Source organism: Ralstonia sp. SA306, from assembly GCF_054792405.1.
In genome coordinates, this window is the sequence record NZ_CP096451.1 from 1211122 (window position 1) to 1234245 (window position 23124).

Sequence of the window (23124 nt, forward strand, 5' to 3'; positions counted from 1 at the left end):
CCCGCCTACCGCCCCGTCTGCCTCGTTTCTCGGTGATTTCTGGTGAGTTCTGCCCAGTTTCCGATTCTCGGCGCGCAAACGGCCCGGATTCCGCCCAGCCGGAATTCCGCTTCGGCGCCAAGGTGATCAGGTCGGCACAGGGTGAATCCAGCAGGAGCTACCCGTGTTGCCGTCTTTCCCGCCCGCCATCCTCGCGCTTGCAGACGGCACGGTCTTTCGTGGCTATTCCATCGGTGCGGCCGGTCATACGATCGGCGAAGTGGTGTTCAACACCGCCATCACCGGCTATCAGGAAATCCTTACCGATCCGAGCTACTCGCGCCAGATCGTCACGCTCACGTATCCGCATATCGGTAACGTTGGCGTGAACCGTGAGGACGTCGAAGCTACGAAAGTCCATGCCGCCGGCCTCATCATCAAGGATCTGCCGATCCTCGCATCCAACTTCCGCAAGGAGCACTCGCTCTCGCATTACCTCAAGGGTGAGAAGGTCGTCGCCATTGCCGGAATCGATACCCGCAAGTTGACCCGGATCCTGCGCGAGAAGGGCGCCCAGAATGGTTGCATTCTCGCCGGCGAAGACAACGTGCAGAAGGCCATCGACCTCGCGCGTTCGTTCCCGGGCCTGTCGGGCATGGATCTGGCGAAGGTCGTGTCCGTGACCGAGCCGTACGAGTGGACCCAGACCGAATGGGCGCTGGGCAGCGGCTACGGCAAGCAGGAAGCCCCGAAGTATCACGTGGTCGCGTATGACTTCGGTGTCAAGTTCAACATCCTGCGCATGCTGGCCGAGCGCGGCTGCCGCGTGACGGTGGTGCCTGCGCAAACCAGCGCGGCCGACGTGCTGGCGCATAACCCGGACGGCGTGTTCCTCTCCAACGGCCCGGGCGATCCGGAGCCGTGCGACTACGCTATCGCTGCCGCCAAGGAGTTCCTGGAGCGTCGCCTCCCGACTTTCGGCATCTGTCTGGGTCACCAGATCATGGGTCTGGCCGTGGGCGCCAAGACGCTCAAGATGAAGACCGGCCACCACGGCGCCAATCACCCCGTCAAGGATCTGCAGGATGGCCGCGTGGTCATCACCTCGCAGAACCACGGCTTTGCAGTGGACCCGGAGTCGCTGCCAGCCAACGCGCGCGTGACGCACGTTTCGCTGTTCGACGGCACGCTGCAGGGCTTCGAGCTGACCGACCGTCCGGCGTTCTGCTTCCAAGGTCACCCGGAAGCGTCGCCCGGTCCGCACGACATCGCGTATCTGTTTGACCGCTTCACCGCGGCGATGGACGCAGCCAAGCAGTAAAGCAAACGAGATCGCATCGCCATGAACGCTTTCATGCTCGCCCACTTCGGCATCACCGAGTTCTGGACCTTCCTGCTCGGCACGATCTTCATCGTGCTGCTGCCGGGGCCGAACTCGATGTACGTGCTGTCGGTGGCGGCCCGCCGCGGTGTGCGCGCGGGCTACCAGGGCGCGTGTGGCGTGTTTCTGGGCGATGCCATCCTGATGGTGTTGTCGGCAGCAGGCGTGGCTTCGCTGTTGAAGGCGAGTCCGGCGCTGTTCTACGTCGTGAAGTACGTCGGTGCGGCGTATCTGGCGTGGATCGGCCTGCAGATGCTGCGTGGCGCGGTGCGCAATTGGCGCGCGCGCAAGGCCGGCGGGTCTGTCGAACAAAGCGCGGCTCCGGCCGACGAATCGCATCCGTTCAAGAAAGCGCTGGTCATCAGCCTGCTGAACCCGAAGGCGATCTTGTTCTTCATCTCGTTCTTCATCCAGTTCGTCGATCCGCATTACGCGCTGCCGGTGGTGTCGTTCGTCGTGCTTGGGCTGGTCTGCCAGATCTGCAGCTTCCTGTACCTGACCACCATCATCTTCGTGGGCGCGCGGCTGGCCGCGGCGTTCCGCGCGCGACGACGTTTGTCTGCGGGTATGAGCAGCGGCGTCGGCGCCATGTTTATCGGCTTTTCCGCCAAGCTGGCGACGGCCACACTGAATTAATCGAATCGAGCGGGTTATGCCAAAACGTACAGATATCAAAACCATCCTGATCATCGGCGCGGGTCCGATCATCATCGGCCAGGCGTGTGAATTCGATTACTCCGGCGCGCAGGCTTGCAAGGCGCTCCGTGAAGAAGGCTTCAAGGTGGTCCTGGTCAACAGCAACCCGGCCACGATCATGACCGACCCGAACACGGCCGATGTGACCTACATCGAGCCGATCACCTGGGAAGTGGTCGAGCGCATCATTGCCAAGGAGCGTCCGGATGCGATCCTGCCGACCATGGGCGGCCAGACCGCGCTGAACTGCGCGCTGGACCTGCATCGCCATGGCGTGCTGAAGAAGTACAACGTCGAGCTGATCGGCGCATCGCCCGAGGCGATCGACAAGGCCGAAGACCGTCAGAAGTTCAAAGACGCGATGACCAAGATCGGCCTGGGCTCGGCCAAGTCGGGCATTGCGCATTCGATGGACGAAGCCGTGGCCGTGCAGTCGCAAATCGCCAAGGAAACCGGCACGAGCGGCTACCCGATCGTGATCCGTCCGTCGTTCACGCTGGGCGGCACGGGCGGCGGCATCGCCTACAACCGCGAAGAGTTCGAAGAGATCTGCAAGCGCGGTCTCGACCTCTCGCCGACCAACGAGCTGCTGATCGAAGAGTCGCTGCTCGGCTGGAAGGAATACGAGATGGAAGTCGTGCGCGACAAGGCCGACAACTGCATCATCGTCTGCTCGATCGAAAACCTGGACCCGATGGGCATCCACACCGGTGACTCCATCACCGTGGCCCCGGCACAGACGCTGACGGATAAGGAATACCAGATCCTGCGTAACGCCTCGCTGGCCGTGCTGCGCGAGATCGGCGTGGATACCGGCGGCTCGAACGTGCAGTTCTCGATCAATCCGCAGGACGGCCGGATGATCGTGATCGAGATGAACCCGCGTGTGTCGCGTTCGTCGGCGCTGGCGTCGAAGGCGACCGGTTTCCCGATCGCCAAGGTTGCTGCCAAGCTGGCCGTGGGTTACACGCTGGACGAGCTGAAGAACGAGATCACCGGTGGCGCGACCCCGGCGTCGTTCGAGCCGTCGATCGACTACGTGGTCACCAAGGTGCCGCGTTTCGCGTTCGAGAAATTCCCGCAGGCCGACAGCCACCTGACCACGCAGATGAAGTCCGTGGGCGAGGTGATGGCCATGGGCCGTACCTTCCAGGAATCGTTCCAGAAGGCGCTGCGCGGCCTGGAAGTCGGCGTGGATGGCCTGGACGAAAAGTCCACCGACCGCGACGAGATCATCGAAGAGATCGGCGAAGCCGGTCCGGACCGCATCTGGTACCTGGGCGATGCATTCCGCCTGGGCCTGTCGATCGACGAGGTCTACTCCGAGACCGCCGTTGACCCGTGGTTCCTCGCGCAGATCGAAGACATCGTCAAGACCGAAGCGCTGGTCAAGGCCCGCACGCTGGATAGCCTGTCGGCTGCCGAGCTGCGTCTGCTCAAGCAGAAGGGCTTCTCCGACCGCCGCCTTGCCAAGCTGATGAAGACGACTTCCAAGGCCGTGCGTGAGAAGCGTATCGCCGAGAAGGTCCGTCCGGTCTACAAGCGCGTGGACACCTGCGCTGCCGAATTCGCCACCAACACCGCGTATCTGTACTCGACCTATGAGGCCGAGCACGGCGAGTGCGAAGCCGAGCCGACCAGCAACAAGAAGATCATGGTTCTGGGCGGTGGCCCGAACCGGATCGGCCAAGGCATCGAGTTCGACTACTGCTGCGTGCACGCTGCGCTGGCGCTGCGCGAAGACGGGTACGAGACCATCATGGTCAACTGCAATCCGGAAACCGTCTCGACCGATTACGACACCTCCGACCGCCTGTACTTCGAGCCGGTCACGCTGGAAGACGTGCTCGAGATCGTCGACAAGGAGAAGCCGGTCGGCGTGATCGTGCAATACGGCGGACAGACGCCGCTGAAGCTCGCGCTGGATCTGGAAGCCAATGGCGTGCCCATCATCGGCACGTCCCCGGACATGATCGATGCTGCCGAAGACCGTGAGCGCTTCCAGAAGCTGCTGCACGAGCTGGGTCTGCGTCAGCCGCCCAACCGCACCGCACGTGCGGAAGACGAAGCACTGAAGCTGGCCGAAGAAATCGGCTACCCGCTGGTGGTGCGTCCGTCGTACGTGCTGGGCGGTCGCGCGATGGAAATCGTGCATGAGCCGCGCGACCTGGAGCGCTACATGCGCGAGGCTGTGAAGGTATCGAACGACAGCCCCGTGCTGCTCGATCGCTTCCTGAACGACGCCATCGAATGCGACGTGGATTGTCTGTCTGACGGCAAGCGCGTGTTCATCGGCGGCGTGATGGAGCACATCGAGCAGGCCGGCGTGCACTCGGGCGACTCTGCTTGCTCTCTGCCGCCGTATTCGCTGTCGCAAGCCACCGTTGATGAACTCAAGCGCCAGACTGCTGCGATGGCCAAGGCGCTGAACGTGGTTGGTCTGATGAACGTGCAGTTCGCGATCCAGCAGAGGGACGGCGAGGACATCGTCTACGTGCTGGAAGTGAACCCGCGCGCTTCGCGTACGGTGCCGTATGTTTCGAAGGCGACCGGTGTCTCGTTGGCCAAGGTTGCGGCTCGCTGCATGGCAGGTCAGTCGCTGGATTCGCAAGGCATCGAGAAGGAAGTCGTGCCGGCGTACTACAGCGTCAAGGAGGCTGTGTTCCCGTTCAACAAGTTCCCGGGGGTCGACCCGGTGCTTGGACCGGAAATGCGCTCCACCGGCGAAGTGATGGGCGTTGGCAAGACCTTTGGCGAGGCGCTCTTCAAGAGTCAGTTGGCCGCCGGTTCGCGCCTGCCCGAGAAGGGCACCGTGCTGATGACGGTCAAGGACAGCGACAAGCCGCAAGCCGTGGAAGTGGCCCGTGCGCTGCATACGCTGGGCTACCCGATCGTGGCAACGCGCGGTACGGCCTCGGCCATTGAGGCCGCCGGCATTCCGGTGCGCGTGGTGAACAAGGTGAAGGACGGCCGTCCGCACATTGTCGACATGATCAAGAACAGCGAGATCGCACTCGTCTTCACGACCGTCGACGAGACGCGCGCCGCGATTGCTGACTCGCGTTCCATCCGCCAGGCAGCATTGGCTCAGCGTGTGACCTACTACACGACCATTGCCGGTGCTCGTGCCGCGGTGGAAGGTCTGAAGCACATGCAGCACCTCGATGTGTATGACCTGCAGGGCCTGCACGCGACCCTGTAAGTAAGCCCATCGTCAGGGCCCGCGACGCGGCATAGCGTCGCGGCGACCGCACGGAGAGGGGGCAGTTGCCGCCTCCGGACGGTTCGCCTAAACTAGAGCGTCCGTGTCAAAACAACGACAGCCGCCGTCAGGCGGGTGTGCGCTACGCGCCCTCCCGCTTCGCAGCGGCTGATTTTTTTGTGATTCCGAAATACTTACGATGAGCACCATTCCGATTACCAAGCGCGGTGCCGAGATGCTGAAAGACGAACTCCAACGTCTGAAGACCAAGGAGCGTCCGGCCGTCGTCAACGCTATCGCCGAGGCGCGTGCCCAGGGCGATCTGTCCGAAAACGCCGACTATGATGCCGCCAAGGAGCGCCAGGGCTTCATCGAAGGCCGTATCCAGGAAATCGAAGGCAAGCTGTCCGCCGCGCAGATCATCGATCCGGCTTCGCTGGATGCCGACGGTCGCATCGTTTTTGGCGCAACCATTGACCTGGAAGATTTGGATTCGGGCAAGCCCGTCACGTACCAGATCGTCGGCGATGACGAAGCCGATCTGGAAACCGGCAAGATCTCGATCAGCTCGCCGATCGCCCGTGCGTTGATCGGCAAGTTCGAAGGCGACGTCGCCACCGTGGTTGCCCCGGGCGGCGAACGCGAGTACGAAGTCCTGGCCGTCAAGTACCTCTAACCCGATCCGAGGCAACGCCATGCCGCAGCGCTTCTTCCAGTTGCTTGCCACGGTATGGTGCGGTTCGCTCTGGACCATCGGTTACATCGTCGCTCCGACGCTGTTTGCGATGCTTGACGATCGCCAGTTGGCCGGCTCGATTGCCGGCCGGTTGTTTCATGCGGAGGCGTGGATCGGCCTGGCGACAGGGTGTCTGCTTTTGCTCGCTGCCACGGCGCTGGTGCGTCGCGGTCAGGCCGCGTATCGCCGGCTGCGCTGGCTTGTGCTGGCGATGCTGCTGTGCGTGCTGGTGGGCTATTTCGGCCTCCAGCCGTTCATGGCTTCACTTCGCGAACAGGCCGATGCGCTCGGCATGGCGGTGGGAGATTCGCCTTACCGAGCACAGTTCGGCATGCTGCATGGTGTATCGAGCGTGTTCTATCTGCTGCAGAGCCTGTTGGGGTTGGCGCTGATCTGGAAGGCAGCCGATGTTCGGCAAGCCGCCTGAAGGCCAAAAAAAGACCGGCTGAAAAGCCGGTCGTTTTGTGTGCAGCCCCGAATTGGATCAGGACAGCGCCTTCTTTTTCTGGCTGGTTTGACGCGGCTTGGCGCGCTTGACGTTGCCACCGGCCGTGACGCGCTCGTTGCCGAGCACGCTCAGGCGGACGGGCTTCGGGCGGCGTGCGCTGTTCGGGTTCGGCTTGCGCACGGTGACCGAGCGCGGACCGGCGCCCACGGTAGTCTTGCGCGGCGGCTTGAGGTCGCGCGGCTGGTTTTCCTTCAGGTACGCCGGGCCTTCGCGCCAGATCACCAGCAGCTTGCCGATGTGCTGTACCGGGGCGGCCTGCAGGCGGGCGCAGATGGTGTCGTAGAGTTCGATGCGTGCTTCGCGGTCATCGCCGAAGACGCGAATCTTGATCAGCCCGTGGGCCGCCAGCGAGCGGTCGATTTCGGCCAGAACGGGCTTGGTCAGGCCCTCCGCACCGATGATGACGACCGGGTTCAACGCGTGCGCTTCGGAGCGCAGTTCCGATCGTTGGGCAGGGGTGAGGATAAGGGCGGGCATAAATAAGGGCGGGATCGCGCAAAGAGACAAACGGCGCGTATTATCCGCCAAAACCAGTCCTGGCTGCCATGTTTGGCGCTACATTCGGGCGAAATTGCAACCAATTCGATGGCAAAGAACAAGTTCAACCAGTCGTGGCTGCACGACCATATCAACGATCCGTACGTAAAGCTGGCGCAGCGCGAAGGCTATCGCGCACGTGCCGCCTACAAGCTCAAAGAGATCGACGAGCAAGACAAGCTGATCAAGCCGGGCCAGGTCATCGTTGACCTGGGCGCCGCGCCGGGCAGTTGGAGTCAGTACGTGCGCAACAAGCTGGCCGCCTCACCGCGCGCCAAGGACGGCCGTATCGATGGGGCAATCGTCGCGATCGACATCCTGCCGATGGAAGCCATCGCCGACGTCACCTTCATCCAAGGCGACTTCCGCGAGGATGAAGTTTTCCGGCAACTGGAGGAAATCGTGCTGGAAGCCACTGGCGGGGGCAAAGTGGACCTTGTTTTGTCCGATATGGCCCCCAATCTCTCAGGTGTGGCGTCGGCAGACGCCGCGCGCATGGAGCACATCGCCGAGCTGGCTGTGGAATTTGCTATGGCGCACCTGAAACCTGAGGGCGCGCTGCTGATCAAATGTTTTCACGGCAGCGGCTATAGTCAGATCGTCGAGATGTTCAAGCGCCATTTCAAGATCGTGGCGCCGCGCAAGCCTAAAGCCTCCCGCGACAAATCGTCCGAAACATTCTTGTTGGGCCGCCAACTCAAGCATCCCGGCTGACGGACGATACTCAGGAAGGGGCCCCCGGTTGGCACGGTGGGCCCGGTCTTGCGGGCAATCAACCCGCGGCGGTGTCCGTGCATTACAATGCCAAGCATCCCGTCAAGGCATTTCTAAAGGAGTCTCGCCTTGAATAACAACTGGTTTCAGAAGGCGGCCATCTGGCTGGTGATTGCCTTGGTGCTGTTCACCGTCTTCAAGCAGTTCGACAAGCCGCGCACCCAAGAGGGTGTGACGTACTCGCAATTCATGGACGACGCGAAGGCCGGCAAAGTCAAGCGTGTCGAGGTCCAGGGCCGTACGTTGTTGGTCACGCCCAACGAGGGCAACAAGTATTCCATCATCTCGCCGGGCGACATCTGGATGGTGGGCGACCTGATGAAGTACGGCGTGCAGGTGACCGGCAAGGCGGAAGAAGAGCAAGGTGTGCTTCTCACCGCGCTTTATTACCTCGGCCCGACGTTGCTGATCATCGTGTTCTGGTTCTACATGATGCGGCAGATGCAGGGCGGCGGAAAAGGCGGCGCCTTCTCGTTCGGCAAGTCGCGGGCGCGACTGATCGATGAGAACAACAACAGCGTCACGTTTGCTGACGTGGCAGGCTGTGACGAGTCGAAGGAGGAAGTCGTCGAGCTGGTCGACTTCCTGAAAGACCCGCAGAAATTCCAAAAGTTGGGCGGGCGCATCCCGCGTGGCGTACTGCTGGTGGGCCCTCCGGGTACCGGTAAGACGCTGCTGGCTCGCGCCATTGCCGGCGAAGCCAAGGTGCCGTTCTTCAGCATCTCCGGTTCGGACTTCGTTGAAATGTTCGTCGGCGTGGGCGCAGCTCGCGTGCGCGACATGTTCGAAAACGCCAAAAAGCAGGCACCCTGCATCGTGTTCATCGATGAAATCGATGCGGTCGGCCGTCATCGTGGCGCCGGCATGGGCGGCGGCAACGACGAGCGCGAGCAGACCCTGAACCAGATGCTGGTCGAGATGGACGGCTTCGAGGCCAACTCGGGCGTCATCGTGATCGCGGCGACCAACCGTGCCGACGTGCTCGACAAGGCGCTATTGCGTCCGGGTCGTTTCGACCGCCAGGTCTACGTGGGGCTGCCCGACATCCGCGGCCGCGAGCAGATTCTCAAGGTGCACATGCGAAAGGTGCCGATTGGCAACGACGTTGATGCATCAGTGCTGGCACGCGGCACGCCGGGCTTTTCTGGCGCTGATCTGGCCAACCTGGTTAACGAAGCTGCGCTGTTTGCTGCGCGCCGTAACAAGCGCGTGGTTGACATGCAGGACTTCGAAGATGCGAAGGACAAGATCTACATGGGTCCGGAGCGCAAGTCGGCCGTGATCCGCGAAGAGGAGCGTCGCGCTACGGCGTACCACGAGTCGGGCCATGCAGTGGTGGCCAAGCTGCTGCCGAAGGCTGATCCGGTGCACAAGGTGACGATCATGCCGCGCGGCTGGGCTGGCGGTCTGACGTGGCAACTGCCGGAGCACGACAAGCACTACGCCTACAAAGATACGATGCTCGAAGAGGTCGCGATTCTGTTCGGTGGCCGTGCTGCAGAAGAGGTGTTCCTGGGTGCGATGAGCACCGGCGCTTCGAACGACTTTGAGCGTGCCACCAAGATGGCCCGCGATATGGTGACGCGCTATGGTATGAGCGACGCGCTTGGCACCATGGTCTACGTCGATACGGAACAGGATGGCTTCTTCGGCCGCATGGCGTCGAAGACGGTGTCCGAGGCGACGCAGCAGAAGGTGGATTCGGAAATTCGCCGTATCGTGGACGAACAGTACGCCCTGGCCAAGGGGCTGCTGGAAGCGAATCGCGAGAAAGTTGAAGCCATGACCGCCGCGCTGCTCGAGTGGGAAACCATCGACGCTGATCAGGTCAACGACATCATGGACGGCAAGCCGCCGCGCCCGCCGCGCTACGGCTCGACCGGTGGTGGCAGCACCCCGCCGGGTGGTGGCACGCCGGCTGGTGTAACTCCGGGCAACGTGCCTGCCACGGCCTGATGATGACGTGTTGATTTGTCGCTCTGGCAGCGACGTAGAAGAGCCGGTGCAAGCGCACCGGCTTTTTTTTGTTGGCGCTTTCTGGCGTGCCTGGCGTAGCATTCCGGTCCTGCGCAGCATTTCCATCAATCTATCTTGTCCGCTTCCATTCCCACCACAACGCACTTCCAGTGCGGACGTTTCCGTTATGCACGCGATCGGCGTCCGCTGGTCATGGGCATTCTCAATGTCACGCCCGATTCGTTCTCCGATGGCGGGCAGCACGCCACGCGCGATGCAGCTTTGCGCCATGCAGAGAAACTGATCGCCGAAGGCGTGGACATGATCGACATCGGTGGCGAATCGAGCCGTCCGGGTGCCGAGCCGCTGAGCCTGCAGGCCGAGCTGGACCGCGTGATGCCCATCGTCGAGGCGCTGCGCGAATGTGGCAAGCCGTTGTCCATCGATACTTACAAGCCCGAGGTGATGCGAGCCACGCTGGATGCAGGTGCCGATCTGATCAACGACATCTGGGGCTTTCGCCGGCCTGGCGCGATTGAGGCAGTGGCCAAGGGCAACGGGGGCCTGTGCGTCATGCACATGCAGCGTGATCCCGAAACGATGCAGGAAGCGCCCAGCTATGCGGACCTGATGGGCGAGGTTGAGGCCTTCCTGTGTTCGCAAACGGAGGCGCTCATGGCTGCTGGCGTGGCGGCCGAGCGTATTTCGCTCGATCCGGGATTTGGTTTTGGCAAAACGCCGGATCACAATCTCACCATGCTCAATCGCTTGGGGGAGTTCAATCGGATCGGTTTGCCGCTGTTCGTCGGTTTATCGCGCAAATCGACGCTTGGCGCTGTGCTGGGCGGCAAACCGCCGGCCGAGCGCGTGACCGCCAGCGTGGCGGCGGCGCTGCTGGCCGCAGAGCGGGGCGCGTTCATCGTGCGTGTGCACGACGTACAACCAACGGTGGAATCGATTCAGCTCTGGTGGGCCATGCGTCATGAACGCGTAAATCCGCCACTGGCCTGACAGCCGCCCAGCCTCGCGCGGCTGGGGATCAAGCGAACAGAGGATTGCCCGGTGACGGCCGGCGCCTTACAAACAAAGAAAGAATTCTCCAGGAGAGATCCCAATGTCCAGGAAGTATTTCGGCACCGACGGCATCCGTGGACGTGTCGGTGAAAGCCCGATCACGCCGGATTTTGTGCTGCGCCTTGGCTACGCGGCGGGCCGTGTGCTGGCCCTTGGCAGCGAAGCACATGGCCACGGCCGTCCCACTGTGCTGATCGGCAAGGACACGCGCCTGTCGGGCTACATGCTGGAAGCCGCGCTGGAAGCCGGCTTTACCGCAGCCGGCGTTGATGTCTTGATGAGCGGGCCGCTGCCTACGCCTGGCGTGGCGTATCTCACGCGTGCGCTGCGGCTGTCGGCGGGAGTGGTGATTTCTGCATCACATAATCCGTATTACGACAACGGCATTAAGTTTTTTTCCGCCACCGGCGACAAGCTGCCAGACGAAACCGAGCTGCAAATCGAGGCGGAGCTGGAAAAGCCGATGGTGTGCGCGGCCTCAGACGCGCTGGGCCGTGCCCGTCGTATCGAGGATGCCGCTGGCCGCTACATCGAGTTCTGCAAGAGCACGTTCCCGAGCGACCTGAACCTGTTTGGCATGAAAGTCGTGCTGGACAGCGCGCATGGCGCGGCTTATCACATCGCTCCGCACGTCTTCCATGAATTGGGTGCGGATGTCGTGTCGATCGGCAACCAGCCGAATGGCCGCAACATCAACGACGGCTATGGCGCGACGGCACCGGGCAAGTTGGTCGAAGCCACGCGCGAGCACGGGGCCGACATTGGCCTGGCCTTCGACGGCGATGCTGACCGCTTGCAGGTGGTGGACCGCAATGGCCGCCTCTACAACGGCGACGAACTGCTCTATGTGATGGTGCAGGCGCGCCGTGCGGCGGGCCAGACGGTGCCGGGTGCGGTCGGCACACTCATGACCAATCTCGCCGTGGAGCTGGCGCTCAAGGCGCAGGGCGTCGAGTTCGTACGCGCAAAGGTGGGCGACCGCTACGTGCTGGAAGAGCTGAAGAAGAATGGTTGGCTGCTGGGCGGCGAAGGGTCAGGCCACTTGCTCTGCCTGGACAAGCACAGCACGGGCGACGGCATCATCTCGGCGCTCCAGGTGCTTGCGGCATTGCGTCGCAGTGGCCAGACGCTGGATCAAATGCTGGATGGCGTGCGCCTGTTCCCGCAAAAGCTCATCAACGTGCGGGTCGAAAAGGGCTTCGACTGGAAATCGCACGCGGGCCTGCAGGCCGCGCTGAAGACCAGCGAGGCCGAGCTTGATGGCAAGGGACGTGTGCTGATCCGCCCGTCGGGTACGGAGCCGGTCGTCCGCGTGATGGTGGAAGCGCAGGATGCAGAGCTGGCCAACCAACATGCGGAGCGCCTTGCTGCGACGTTGCAGTAAGTTGCTGCCAGACCAAGTAAATATGTCAAAAAGCGGCCTCCGGGCCGCTTTTTTTATGCGCGTGAGTCGACTTTCATGCCTTGCAGGTCAGTTATGAGAAGTTTTCGTGTTGTCACATAACTGTCATTCAAGCCGCCTAAAGTTCGGATGTCAAAAATCTGTCATCGCTCAACCGCTCCTCTGGAGAACTCATGAAACTGGTCAAATCCGCAATCGCTGGCGTGGCTGCATTGGCTTTCGCTGGTGCCGCATTTGCTGTTGACATCACTGGCGCAGGCGCAACGTTCCCGGCACCCGTCTACAACAAGTGGGCGGCCGACTACAACAAGGCGACCCAAACCAAGGTGAACTACCAAGGTATCGGCTCGTCGGGCGGCATCAAGCAGATCACCGCCAAGACTGTCGACTTCGGTGCATCGGACATGCCGCTGAAGGACGAGGAGTTGAACAAGGATGGCCTGATCCAGTTCCCGACCGTGATTGGTGGCGTGGTGCCCGTGATCAACCTGCCGGGCGTGAAGCCGGGCGAGCTGACGCTGAACGGCCAATTGCTGGGTGACATCTATCTGGGCAAGATCAAGAAGTGGAATGATCCGGCCATCGCCAAGCTGAATCCGAAGGCCAAGCTGCCGGACCAAGACATCCTGGTGGTGCGCCGTGCTGACGGTTCGGGCACCTCGTTCATCTTCACGAACTACCTGTCGAAGGTGAACACCGAGTGGAAGAGCAAGGTGGGCGAAGGCACGACCGTGAACTGGCCGACTGGTACGGGTGGCAAGGGCAACGAAGGCGTGGCCGCTTTCGTGCAGCGTCTGGGTGGTGCGGTTGGCTACGTTGAGTATGCCTACGCCAAGCAGAACAAGATGACGTACGTGAACCTGCAGAACAAGTCGGGCGCCACCGTGCAACCGACCGCTGAAGCCTTCAAGGCCGCGGCTGCCGGCGCCGAGTGGAGCAAGTCGTACTACCAGATCCTGACGGACGAGCCGGGCAAGGACGCATGGCCGATCGCCGGTGCAACGTTCATTCTGCTGCACAAGACGCAAGCGAAGCCGGAGCAGGGCGCTGAAGTCATGAAGTTCTTCGACTGGGCCTACAAGGGTGGTGACGATGCTGCCAAGGGCCTGGACTACGTGCCGCTGCCGGACGCTGTGAAGAACCAGATCCGCGCAACGTGGAAGTCGAGCGTGAAGGATGCATCGGGCAAGGTTGTGTACAACCACTGATGGTTGCCTGCTGCATTAGGGCTTGTAAGTAGGTGCAGCACAAGGTGCGGGGGGCGGTAAGAATCGGCCGCCCGCACCATTTCAAATGCTTCTTTCACGGCTGACCGGTTTCCCTCATGGCCACGCTCTCTGATTCCTCTGGCGCTTCCCGTATGCGAGCACCCAGCCGCTTTGGCGACCTGGTGTTCGGCGGTCTGACCCGCCTTGCCGCAATCGTTACGCTGTTATTGCTGGGCGGCATCATCATCTCGCTCATCATCAGCTCCTGGCCCACGATTCAGAAATTTGGCCTGTCGTTCCTGTGGAATTCGGAGTGGGATCCGCCCTCCGACATCTATGGCGCGCTGGTGCCCGTCTACGGCACCCTGGTCACGTCGCTGATCGCGCTCATCATTGCCGTGCCTGTGAGCTTCGGCATTGCCCTGTTCTTGACCGAGCTGTCGCCGGCCTGGCTGCGCCGGCCGCTGGGTACCGCCATCGAGCTGCTTGCTGCAGTGCCGTCCATCGTGTACGGCATGTGGGGCCTGCTCGTGTTTGCCCCGATCTTCGGCGAATACTTTCAAAAACCGCTGGCGGCGACCGTCGGCAAGATTCCGGTCATCGGGGCGCTGTTCCAGGGTGCGCCGATCGGCATCGGCCTGCTGTGCGCCGGGGTGATCCTGGCGATCATGATCATCCCGTACATTTCGGCGGTGATGCGCGATGTGTTCGAAATCACGCCGACGCTGCTTAAGGAATCCGCCTACGGCGTGGGCTGCACGACGTGGGAAGTCATGTGGAACGTGGTGCTGCCTTACACCAAGGCGGGTGTGATCGGCGGTGTGATGCTGGGCCTGGGGCGCGCCATCGGCGAGACCATGGCCGTGACGTTCGTGATCGGCAACACCAACCTGCTGTCCGATCCGTCGTTGTTCTCGCCGGGTAACAGCATCACGTCGGCGCTGGCCAATGAGTTTGCGGAAGCGGGGCAGGGCCTGCATACCGCGGCGCTCATGGAGCTGGGCTTGATCCTGTTCGTCATCACGTTCATCGTGCTGGCGGCGTCCAAGTTGCTGCTTCTGCGCCTGCAGAAGAGCGAGGGTCAGAAGTGAACCAACGCGATCTGCCTGACGCTATGAGACCCAATACCATGCGTATGTCTTCCATTCCTGCCGTCCGCGCCGACTCTGAAAAGATCAAGGCACGCCTGCAGGCCCGCCGCCGCAACGTCAACGGGATTGCGCTGGCGCTGTCACTCGCCGCCATGGCCTTCGGCCTGGTGTGGCTGGCATGGATTCTGTGGACCACGCTCTCGCTGGGTGTGGGCGGCCTGTCGATGTCGCTCTTCACGGAGATGACGCCGGCGCCCAATACGCCGGGAGGCGGCCTCGCCAACGCCATCGCAGGGTCGTTCCTGCTGGTGGGCATGGCCACGCTGATCGGCACGCCGCTGGGCATCATGGCGGGCATCTATCTAGCCGAGTACGGCAAGACGTCGATGCTGGCCAGCGCCACGCGCTTCATCAATGACATCCTGCTGTCGGCACCGTCCATCGTGATCGGCCTGTTCGTGTATGCCGTCGTGGTGGCCCGCGTGCAGCACTTCTCGGGTATTGCCGGCGTGCTTGCGCTGGCGCTGCTCCAGATTCCGATCGTGGTGCGCACCACCGAGAACATGCTGAACCTGGTGCCCAACGCGATGCGTGAAGCCGCCATGGCGCTTGGCACGCCCAAGTGGAAGATGATCCTGTCGATTACGCTCAAGGCGTCGTATGCCGGCGTGATTACGGGTGTGCTGCTGGCCGTCGCTCGCATTGCCGGCGAAACCGCGCCGCTGCTCTTTACCGCCCTGAACAACCAGTTCTGGAGTCTGGATCTGAATCAGCCGGTGGCCACGCTGCCGACCGTGATCTTCAAGTTTGCGATGAGCCCGTTTCCCGAGTGGCAGCAATTGGCCTGGGCCGGGGTGTTCCTGATTACGTTGGGTGTGCTGGGGCTGAACGTCCTCGCGCGTGCCTTGTTCACCAAGAAATGACCATGACTGCTACGTCCCTCGAAGTGCGCACGCAAAGCCCGAAGATCGATGTTCGCGACCTGAACTTCTACTATGGCAAGTTCCACGCGCTGAAGAACATCTCGATGCAGATTCCCGAGAAGCAGGTGACGGCCTTCATTGGCCCGTCGGGCTGCGGCAAGTCGACTCTGCTGCGTACGTTCAACAAGATGTACGCGCTGTATCCGGAGCAGCGTGCCGAAGGCCAGATCAACATGGACGGCGAGAACCTGCTGACCTCGCGCATGGACATTGCCCTGCTGCGTGCCAAGGTCGGCATGGTGTTTCAGAAGCCGACGCCGTTCCCGATGTCGATCTACGACAACATCGCTTTCGGTGTGAAGCTGTTCGAGCGTCTGTCGCGCTCTGAAATGGACGATCGCGTGGAATGGGCACTGACCAAGGCCGCGCTGTGGAACGAAGTGAAGGACAAGCTCAACCAGTCAGGCTACGGCCTGTCGGGCGGTCAGCAGCAGCGTCTGTGTATCGCGCGCGGCATTGCCATCCGCCCCGAAGTGCTGCTGCTGGATGAGCCGTGCTCGGCGCTGGACCCGATTTCCACGGGCAAGATCGAAGAGCTGATCGCCGAACTGAAGGATGACTACACGGTCGTCATCGTCACGCATAACATGCAGCAGGCGGCGCGTTGCTCCGACTTCACGGCGTACATGTATCTGGGCGAGCTGATCGAGTTCGGCGACACCGAAAAGATCTTCATCAAGCCGCAGCGCAAAGAAACCGAAGACTACATTACCGGCCGCTTCGGCTGACCTGCAACAACGCTGAAGCTGAAGCGACAAGGAGAAACCGATGTCTGAGAAGCATCTGTCATCGCAGTTTGACACCGACCTGACCTCCATCAGCACCAAGGTGCTGCAGATGGGCGGCCTGGTGGAAGCGCAGATTGCACGCGCCATGCGCGCGCTGGCCAATTTCGACACCGCCATGTGCGATCAAGTCTTGGCCGTGGAGCTGGAAATCAACGCGCTCGAGATCGAGATCGACGGCGACTGCAACAACATCATCGCGCGCCGCCAGCCGACCGCTCGCGACCTGCGTTTGGTGATGGCCATCTCGAAGACCATCACGAACCTTGAGCGTGCCGGCGACGAAGCCGAGAAGATCGCCAAGCGCACCAAGCGCATCATGCAGGACCCGTCGGCACATGCGTTGAACTACGCTGGTGTGGAGCGCTCGGGCGAGATGGCCGCGACCATCCTGCGTCACGCGCTGGACGCCTTCGCACGCCTGGACACCGCTGCTGCCTTGTCGATCCTGCAGGAAGACAAGGCCATCGATGAGGAATTCCGCGGCTTCATGCGCGAACTCATCACGTACATGATGGAGAACCCGCGCACGATTTCGGTAGCGCTGGATCTGCTGTTCATTGCCAAGGCCATTGAGCGTATTGGCGATCACGCCAAGAACATCGCCGAGTTTATTATCTACATCGTCAAGGGCACCGACGTCCGGCACGCTTCACGCGAGACGCTGGCACGCGAGATCCTCGGCGAGGGCGAATAAAGGGCAGGACTGGAGACGTGAGCATGCCGAGCAGTATTCTCGTCGTAGAAGACGAACCGGCGATCGCTGAACTGATCGCCGTCAACCTGCAGCACGCGGGGCACTACCCGATCCGCGCGTACAACGCCGAGCAGGCACTGTCGCTGATGAGCGATGTGCTGCCCGACCTCGTTCTGCTCGATTGGATGCTGCCGGGCAAGTCGGGCGTGATGTTCGCCAAGGAGCTGCGCGCCAACGAGCGCACGCGCCAAATCCCGATCATCATGCTGACGGCCCGCAGCGAAGAGCAGGACAAGATCATGGGCTTGGACAGCGGCGCGGACGATTACGTCACGAAGCCGTTCTCGCCCAAGGAACTGCTGGCTCGCATCAAGGCCGTGCTGCGCCGCCGCGCGCCGCAGCTGACCGACGACGTGGTGGCGATCAACGGCCTGAAGCTGGATCCGGCCACGCACCGCGTAACGGCCACGAACATCGAAGCAGAGAATCCGATCAAGCTGGACCTCGGCCCGACGGAGTTCCGTCTGCTGCATTTCCTGATGACGCATCCGGAGCGCGTGCACAGCCGCTCGCAGTTGCTCGACCAAGTGTGGGGCGACCACGTGTTCGTGGAAGAGCGCACGGTGGACGTGCACATCAAGCGTCTGCGTGCAGCGCTTGCGCCGGGCGGCTACAGCAACATGATCGAAACCGTGCGCGGCAGCGGCTACCGCCTGGCGCGCAATCCGGGGCAATAACGTATCAGTCAGACGAACGCGCGAGCCGGGGTTTCCAATCGCGCGTTCACACGTCCGTCGCGGTCCAGCGCTTAGAATGCCTTCATGAACGTCTTCTGGACCCGCTTTGCCGTCTTTGCCGCCCTCATGGGCATCGTCACGGCATGCCTGTATCTCTTCGTCGACCATGTCGTTGCGCTGGCCGTTCTCAGTGCAATGCTGTTGGCGATGCTCCTGTATTACGTCTATCAGATCCAACGCCTGTGGCGTGTGCTGGACTCGCCGGCCTATGGCGAGATTCCCAGCGCGTTGGGTCTGTGGGGCGAGGTCTACTACCGCCTGCATCGGTTGATGAAGGGCTGGCGCACCCAGGTGCTGCAGGTTGAACAACAGCACAGCCGGTTCATCCAGGCCATTCAAGCGTCGCCCAACGGCGTGCTCATGCTTGACGGCGAAGACCAGATCGAATGGTGCAACGCGGTCGCTGAAGAGCACTTCGGTCTCTCTGCCAGGCGTGACCTGCGCCAACGCATTACCCACCTGATCCGCCGACCGGAGTTCGTGCGCTACCTTGCGCGCGGCGAGTTCGAGGAGCCGCTCACCATGCATGACGTGGGCCCGCACAAGCAAAGCATCATCTCTGCCCAAATCTTGCCGTATGGCGAAGACCGCAAGCTGCTGGTGTCGCAGGACATCACCAAGCTGGAGAACACCGAAGCGATGCGCCGCGATTTCGTGGCCAACGTCTCGCACGAGCTGAAGACGCCGCTGACCGTGCTCTCGGGTTTTCTGGAAACGGTGCGCGACCTTCCGCTGCCGGAAGAAGACAAGAAGCGCTACCTGGACATGATGCATACGCAAGCCATGCGCATGCAGCATCTGGTGGAAGACTTGTTGGCGCTCGCCACGCTGGAGGGCAACTCCGAACCACCGTCGCTGGCGCCCGTGCCCATGCAACGCATGATGCTGCAGCTGCAGCACGATATCGAAGCGCTGTCTGCGGGCCGGCACACCGTCAGCATGACGTGCGATCCCGCCGTGAGCGTGTGCGGCGCCGAGCTTGAACTACTTTCCGCATTCAGCAACCTGGCGTCCAACGCGGTGCGCTATACGCCCGATGGCGGCACGATCCGCCTCGATTGGGGCGTGCGCGATGGGCACGCGGTGTACTCCGTCACCGACACTGGGATTGGTATTGCGCCCGAACATATTCCGCGTCTGACCGAGCGTTTTTATCGCGTGGACCGCAGCCGTTCACGCGACACCGGCGGTACCGGGCTGGGCTTGGCCATTGTCAAACACGTGCTATCACGCCACGGTGGAGAACTGCAGGTGACCAGCGAGCATGGCAAGGGCAGCACCTTCCGCGCCGTGTTCCCGCCGGAGCGCACGGTGGTGCGCAGCGCCAGCGTTGCCGATGAGCGCGTCGCCTGATCACCAGTTTTCTCCATCCATTGAGCGAATGAAAAACGCACGCTGTTGAGCGTGCGTTTTCGTTTGCAGTCGCCGCTGGCGATCAGCCTGCGGAGATCTCCACCGGTGCACGCACCGTCGGTTCCGCAGCCGTTGCCGCCGCCACTGCGGCAGCCGTCTCCGCCGCTGCAGCGGCCTGCGGCGAGAAGTGGTTCAGCAGTTCCAACTGGCTGACGCGCACGTGCTTGCCCCGCGTCTGACGCTGCACGTAGCGGCCATCCTGCTGCATGACCCACGCCGACGCGTTGTCGCGCAGATGCACCTGCAGGCTTTCCCTGATGACGCGTGCCTTGAGCTTGCGGTCCAGCACGGGGAATGCCACCTCCACGCGGCGGAACAGGTTGCGGTCCATCCAGTCGGCGCTGGAGAGATAGACGACTTCCTCGCCGCCGGCATGGAAGTAATAGACGCGGTGGTGCTCCAGGAAACGCCCGACGATGGAGCGCACGCTGATGTTCTCCGATAGCCCCGGCACGCCCGGCTTGAGCGCACATACTCCGCGCACGATCAAGTCGACTTTCACGCCCGCCCGTGACGCCTTGTACAACTCGTCGATGATGGCCGGCTCCAGTAGCGCATTCATTTTGCCGATGATGCGCGCACGTTTGCCTGCGCGAGCAGCACGTGCTTCGGCTCGGATGTGCTCGATCAGGTTGTCGTGCATCGTGAACGGCGAGTGCCACAGATGATGCAGCTTGACCTGCGCGCCCGTGCCTGTCAGCAACTGGAACACGTGATGCACGTCTTCGCAGATTTGCTCGTTGGCGGTCATCAGGCCGAAGTCGGTGTAGAGGCGGGCGGTCTTGGGGTGGTAGTTGCCCGTGCCCAGGTGCGCGTAGCGGCGCAGCTTGACCGTCTTGCCCTTGCCAGACACCTCGCGGCGCACCACCAGCAGCATCTTTGCGTGGCACTTGTGGCCAACCACGCCATACACGACATGTGCGCCGGCCGATTCAAGCTGGTCCGCCCAGTTGATGTTCGTCTCTTCGTCAAAGCGCGCGAGCAGTTCGACGACAACGGTCACCTCCTTGCCGTTGTGCGCCGCTTTGATGAGCGCTTCCATTACCGTGGATTCGTTGCCGGTACGGTAGACGGTCTGCTTGATGGCGACCACGTCAGGGTCGCGCGCAGCTTGCTGCAGCAGTTCCAGCACGGGCGTGAAGCTTTCGTACGGGTGGTGCAGCAGGATGTCGCCCTGGCGGATGGCGTCGAACACGTTCGAGCTGTTGGCCACCTGTTTGACCGTTGCTGGCACATGCGGCGGGTACTTCAGCACCGGCTTGTCGACCATGTCGGGCACTTGCAGCAGGCGCACCAGGTTCACAGGGCCCTTGACGCGGTAGCAGTCTGCGTCGGTCAGGCCGAACTCCTGCAGCAGGCGCACCACCAGTGCCGGTGAGGTATCGTGCGCGAGTTCCAGTCGCACCGCGTCGCCAAAATGGCGCGTGGATAGTTCGCCCTGAAGCGCTTCGCGCAAGTCCGTGATTTCATCTTCCGACACGAACAGGTCGGAATTGCGTGTTACGCGGAATTGGTAGCAGCCGTGTACGTCGATCTGCGGAAACAGTTCGTGCACAAAGCCCTGCATGAACGACGAGAGCAGCACGAACCCATACTGATAGCCCGACAGTTCCGGCGGCATCTGCACAAGCCGGGGCAGGGCGCGCGGCGCCTGCACGATGGCCAGTTCAGCTTCGCGGCCGAAAGCATCCTTGCCCGACAGCTCGATGATGAAGTTCAAGCTCTTGTTCAACACGCGCGGGAAGGGGTGCGCCGGGTCCAGTGCCATTGGCGTCAGGATGGGCACCAGTTCGCGCTGGAAGAAACTGCGGCACCAGGCGCGCTGGGCTTCATTCCAGTTGGTCGTCATGTGGAAGAAGACGCCTTCCTTCTCCAGCAGGGGCAGGATGTCGTCCTGCAACATGGCATACTGTTGCGCGACCAGCTGCCGCACTCGCTCCGAAACCACGCCAAATGCCTGCTGCACCGACAGCCCGTCGGGCGTGACCGACGAAGGGTTGTCGCGCATCTGCTCCTTCAATCCGGCAATGCGGATTTCAAAGAACTCATCGAGATTGCTCGACACGATGCAGATGAATTTCAGCCGCTCCATCAGCGGCACACCCGGGTCAGCGGCCTGGGCGAGCACACGGGCATTGAATTCCAGGATGCCCAGTTCGCGATTGAGCAGATCGCCCGCGGGCAATGTCGACATGTTGTGTTCAGACGGATGACGATCCGGCCACTTTTTCATAGTTCGGTGTCAAATTTGTGACACATTGAAGTTGTCATGTTCGGGACACAATAAAGACATATTTTGTTGCGCATTGTTTCGAACGACAATACTCCGCGCCCCTGATTCTGCTCCTCAACCGTTTTCATTCATGAGTCCCACCCCCCGTCTGCTGGCTGCTGTCGACATGGGCTCCAACAGCTTCCGGCTGATGATCGGCCGTGTCGACGAAACCCCTGGTGGTACCCAGATATTCCAGGTCGATGCGCTGCGCGAACCCGTGCGTTTGGCCGCCGGGCTTACGCAAGATAAATACCTGGATCAGCCTGCGCGCCGCCGCGGTGTCGACGCTTTGCGCCGCTTTGGCGATCGCCTGCGTGATTTCCCGCCGGAACATGTACGTGCCGTGGCCACCAACACCTTGCGCGTGGCCAAGAATGCGCAGGAATTCCTGATCGAGGCGGAAGCCGCGCTGGGGTTTCCCATCGAGGTGATTGCAGGCCGCGAAGAGGCACGGCTGATCTATCTCGGTGCATCGCATGACGCACCAGCGTGCCAAGGCAACCGGCTCGTCGTCGACATCGGCGGCGGCTCGACGGAATTCATCATCGGCAATGGCTACAAGCCCAAGCTGATGGAGTCGCTGTACATCGGTTGCGTTTCGCACAGTCGGCATTTCTTCCCGAACGGCAACGTTGATGAATACGCGATGAAGCAGGCCGAGTTGGCCGCGCGTCGCGAGATCCAGGTACTCGTGCAACAGTACCGCACGGCGGGCTGGAACCAGGCCGTCGGATCATCGGGTACGGCACGCGCCCTGGCCGAGTTGATCGAGCTGAACGGCTTCAACGACAAGAGCAACGAACACGGCATCACACGCGAAGGGCTGGAGCGCCTGAAACGCGCGCTCGTCAAGTCGGAGAACACCAACCGCTTGAAGCTCAACGGCTTGAAGTCGGATCGGGTTCCGGTGCTGCCGGGCGGGCTGTCGATCATGCTGGGCGTGTTTGCAGAGCTCGACGTCGACCGCATGGACGTGACCGATGGCGCCTTGCGCCTGGGTGTGCTGTATGACCTGCTCGGCCGTACGCATCACGAAGACATGCGCACGGTGACGATTGAACAGTTCATGCGCCGCTACAGCGTCGACCGCGCGCAGGCGAGCCGCGTTCGCGATGCGGCGACGGCGCTCTTGTCGCAGTTTCCTGACCCGCCCGATGAGCGCCGCGAAGACAATCTCGCGCTGCTGGGTTGGGCGGCAAACCTGCACGAGATCGGCATGAGCATCTCGCACAGCGGGTATCACAAGCACTCGGCGTACATCGCCAGCCATGCCGATATGCCGGGCTTCTCCAGGACCGATCAGGCGCGGCTCGCGACGCTGCTGCTGGGCCATGCAGGCAAGCTTGGCAAACTCTCGGGCGGTGGCAAGTTCCTCGATTGGCGGATGCTGTTCAGCCTGCGTCTGGCGTTTGTGCTGTGCCGTCGTCGGGGAGCGATCCAACTGCCCGGCCTGCGCGTGCGCCACAGCGAAGGCGAACTGAATGAAGGTGGTTTCGAGGTCGAACTGCCCAAGAGCTGGATCGAGCAGAATCCGCTGGTGGAATACAGCCTGGCGAAAGAAGCCGATGAGTGGCAGCGCATCGGTCGCCGCTACAAGGTGGTGTACGTGTAAGGCATCTCGCTGCATCCC

At 62.0% G+C, this 23124-nt stretch carries 19 protein-coding genes; 17 read left to right on the forward strand and 2 right to left on the reverse strand.

Features of this window, described 5'->3' with window-relative positions; all coding sequences use genetic code 11:
* Positions 1 to 163: 163 nt before the first annotated feature.
* The 5 genes from carA (at position 164) to M1D44_RS05890 (ending at position 6421) form a co-directional block, all read left to right on the forward strand.
* Entirely contained in the window at positions 164 to 1300 is a 1137-nt protein-coding gene (gene carA, locus M1D44_RS05870; protein ID WP_024975429.1) for a glutamine-hydrolyzing carbamoyl-phosphate synthase small subunit, read from the forward strand.
* Positions 1301 to 1321: 21 nt separating this feature from the next.
* On the forward strand, positions 1322 to 1996 hold the full coding sequence (gene leuE / locus M1D44_RS05875) for a leucine efflux protein LeuE (protein ID WP_024975430.1): 675 nt from the start codon (positions 1322 to 1324) through the stop codon (positions 1994 to 1996).
* A 16-nt stretch (positions 1997 to 2012) separates the two neighbouring features.
* Entirely contained in the window at positions 2013 to 5258 is a 3246-nt protein-coding gene (carB, locus tag M1D44_RS05880) for a carbamoyl-phosphate synthase large subunit (protein WP_024975431.1), read from the forward strand.
* A gap of 199 nt (positions 5259 to 5457) precedes the next feature.
* Positions 5458 to 5934, forward strand: a complete 477-nt coding sequence (gene greA / locus M1D44_RS05885; protein WP_024975432.1) for a transcription elongation factor GreA — start codon at positions 5458 to 5460, stop codon at positions 5932 to 5934.
* A gap of 19 nt (positions 5935 to 5953) precedes the next feature.
* Positions 5954 to 6421 (forward strand): DUF4149 domain-containing protein, encoded by a 468-nt coding sequence (locus M1D44_RS05890; protein WP_112184474.1) that lies wholly within the window; start codon positions 5954 to 5956, stop codon positions 6419 to 6421.
* A 57-nt stretch (positions 6422 to 6478) separates the two neighbouring features.
* Here M1D44_RS05890 and M1D44_RS05895 read toward each other — a convergent pair whose 3' ends face one another.
* The gene (locus M1D44_RS05895; protein WP_024975433.1) at positions 6479 to 6979 is read right to left on the reverse strand and encodes a YhbY family RNA-binding protein; all 501 of its coding nucleotides are present in this window, start codon (positions 6977 to 6979) and stop codon (positions 6479 to 6481) included.
* Between the two features lie 108 nt (positions 6980 to 7087).
* Between M1D44_RS05895 and M1D44_RS05900 the strand changes: the two genes are divergently transcribed.
* From M1D44_RS05900 to phoR, 11 genes are all read left to right on the forward strand, one after another.
* A complete protein-coding gene (locus M1D44_RS05900; RefSeq protein WP_024975434.1) occupies positions 7088 to 7753 on the forward strand; it encodes an RlmE family RNA methyltransferase in 666 nt (221 codons plus the stop codon).
* Positions 7754 to 7882: 129 nt separating this feature from the next.
* Entirely contained in the window at positions 7883 to 9769 is a 1887-nt protein-coding gene (gene ftsH, locus M1D44_RS05905) for an ATP-dependent zinc metalloprotease FtsH (RefSeq protein WP_024975435.1), read from the forward strand.
* A gap of 147 nt (positions 9770 to 9916) precedes the next feature.
* Positions 9917 to 10780, forward strand: coding sequence for a dihydropteroate synthase (gene folP / locus M1D44_RS05910; protein ID WP_316853957.1), 864 nt, complete (start codon positions 9917 to 9919; stop codon positions 10778 to 10780).
* Positions 10781 to 10883: 103 nt separating this feature from the next.
* Complete coding sequence (glmM, locus tag M1D44_RS05915) at positions 10884 to 12227, forward strand: phosphoglucosamine mutase (RefSeq protein ID WP_024975437.1); 1344 nt, start codon at positions 10884 to 10886, stop codon at positions 12225 to 12227.
* 191 nt (positions 12228 to 12418) lie between these two features.
* Entirely contained in the window at positions 12419 to 13453 is a 1035-nt protein-coding gene (gene pstS / locus M1D44_RS05920; RefSeq protein WP_024975438.1) for a phosphate ABC transporter substrate-binding protein PstS, read from the forward strand.
* 116 nt (positions 13454 to 13569) lie between these two features.
* Entirely contained in the window at positions 13570 to 14544 is a 975-nt protein-coding gene (pstC, locus tag M1D44_RS05925; protein ID WP_024975439.1) for a phosphate ABC transporter permease PstC, read from the forward strand.
* 38 nt (positions 14545 to 14582) lie between these two features.
* Positions 14583 to 15467, forward strand: a complete 885-nt coding sequence (pstA, locus tag M1D44_RS05930) for a phosphate ABC transporter permease PstA (RefSeq protein WP_024975440.1) — start codon at positions 14583 to 14585, stop codon at positions 15465 to 15467.
* The gene (pstB, locus tag M1D44_RS05935) at positions 15464 to 16255 is read left to right on the forward strand and encodes a phosphate ABC transporter ATP-binding protein PstB (protein ID WP_051541441.1); all 792 of its coding nucleotides are present in this window, start codon (positions 15464 to 15466) and stop codon (positions 16253 to 16255) included. The genes pstA and pstB overlap by 4 nt, the downstream gene beginning before the upstream one ends.
* Before the next feature lie 40 nt (positions 16256 to 16295).
* Positions 16296 to 17009, forward strand: coding sequence for a phosphate signaling complex protein PhoU (phoU, locus tag M1D44_RS05940; protein ID WP_024975442.1), 714 nt, complete (start codon positions 16296 to 16298; stop codon positions 17007 to 17009).
* 23 nt (positions 17010 to 17032) lie between these two features.
* Positions 17033 to 17746 (forward strand): phosphate regulon transcriptional regulator PhoB, encoded by a 714-nt coding sequence (gene phoB / locus M1D44_RS05945; RefSeq protein ID WP_024975443.1) that lies wholly within the window; start codon positions 17033 to 17035, stop codon positions 17744 to 17746.
* Between the two features lie 84 nt (positions 17747 to 17830).
* Positions 17831 to 19159 carry a phosphate regulon sensor histidine kinase PhoR gene (gene phoR, locus M1D44_RS05950; RefSeq protein WP_024975444.1) on the forward strand — a complete coding sequence of 443 codons (1329 nt, stop codon included), beginning with the start codon at positions 17831 to 17833 and terminating at the stop codon, positions 19157 to 19159.
* 82 nt (positions 19160 to 19241) lie between these two features.
* Here the strand turns inward: phoR and ppk1 are convergent, their stop codons facing one another.
* A complete protein-coding gene (ppk1, locus tag M1D44_RS05955) occupies positions 19242 to 21413 on the reverse strand; it encodes a polyphosphate kinase 1 (protein ID WP_024975445.1) in 2172 nt (723 codons plus the stop codon).
* Between the two features lie 169 nt (positions 21414 to 21582).
* On the opposite strand from ppk1, the gene ppx reads away from it, so the two are divergent.
* Positions 21583 to 23106 carry an exopolyphosphatase gene (gene ppx / locus M1D44_RS05960; RefSeq protein ID WP_316853831.1) on the forward strand — a complete coding sequence of 508 codons (1524 nt, stop codon included), beginning with the start codon at positions 21583 to 21585 and terminating at the stop codon, positions 23104 to 23106.
* Positions 23107 to 23124: the final 18 nt, after the last annotated feature.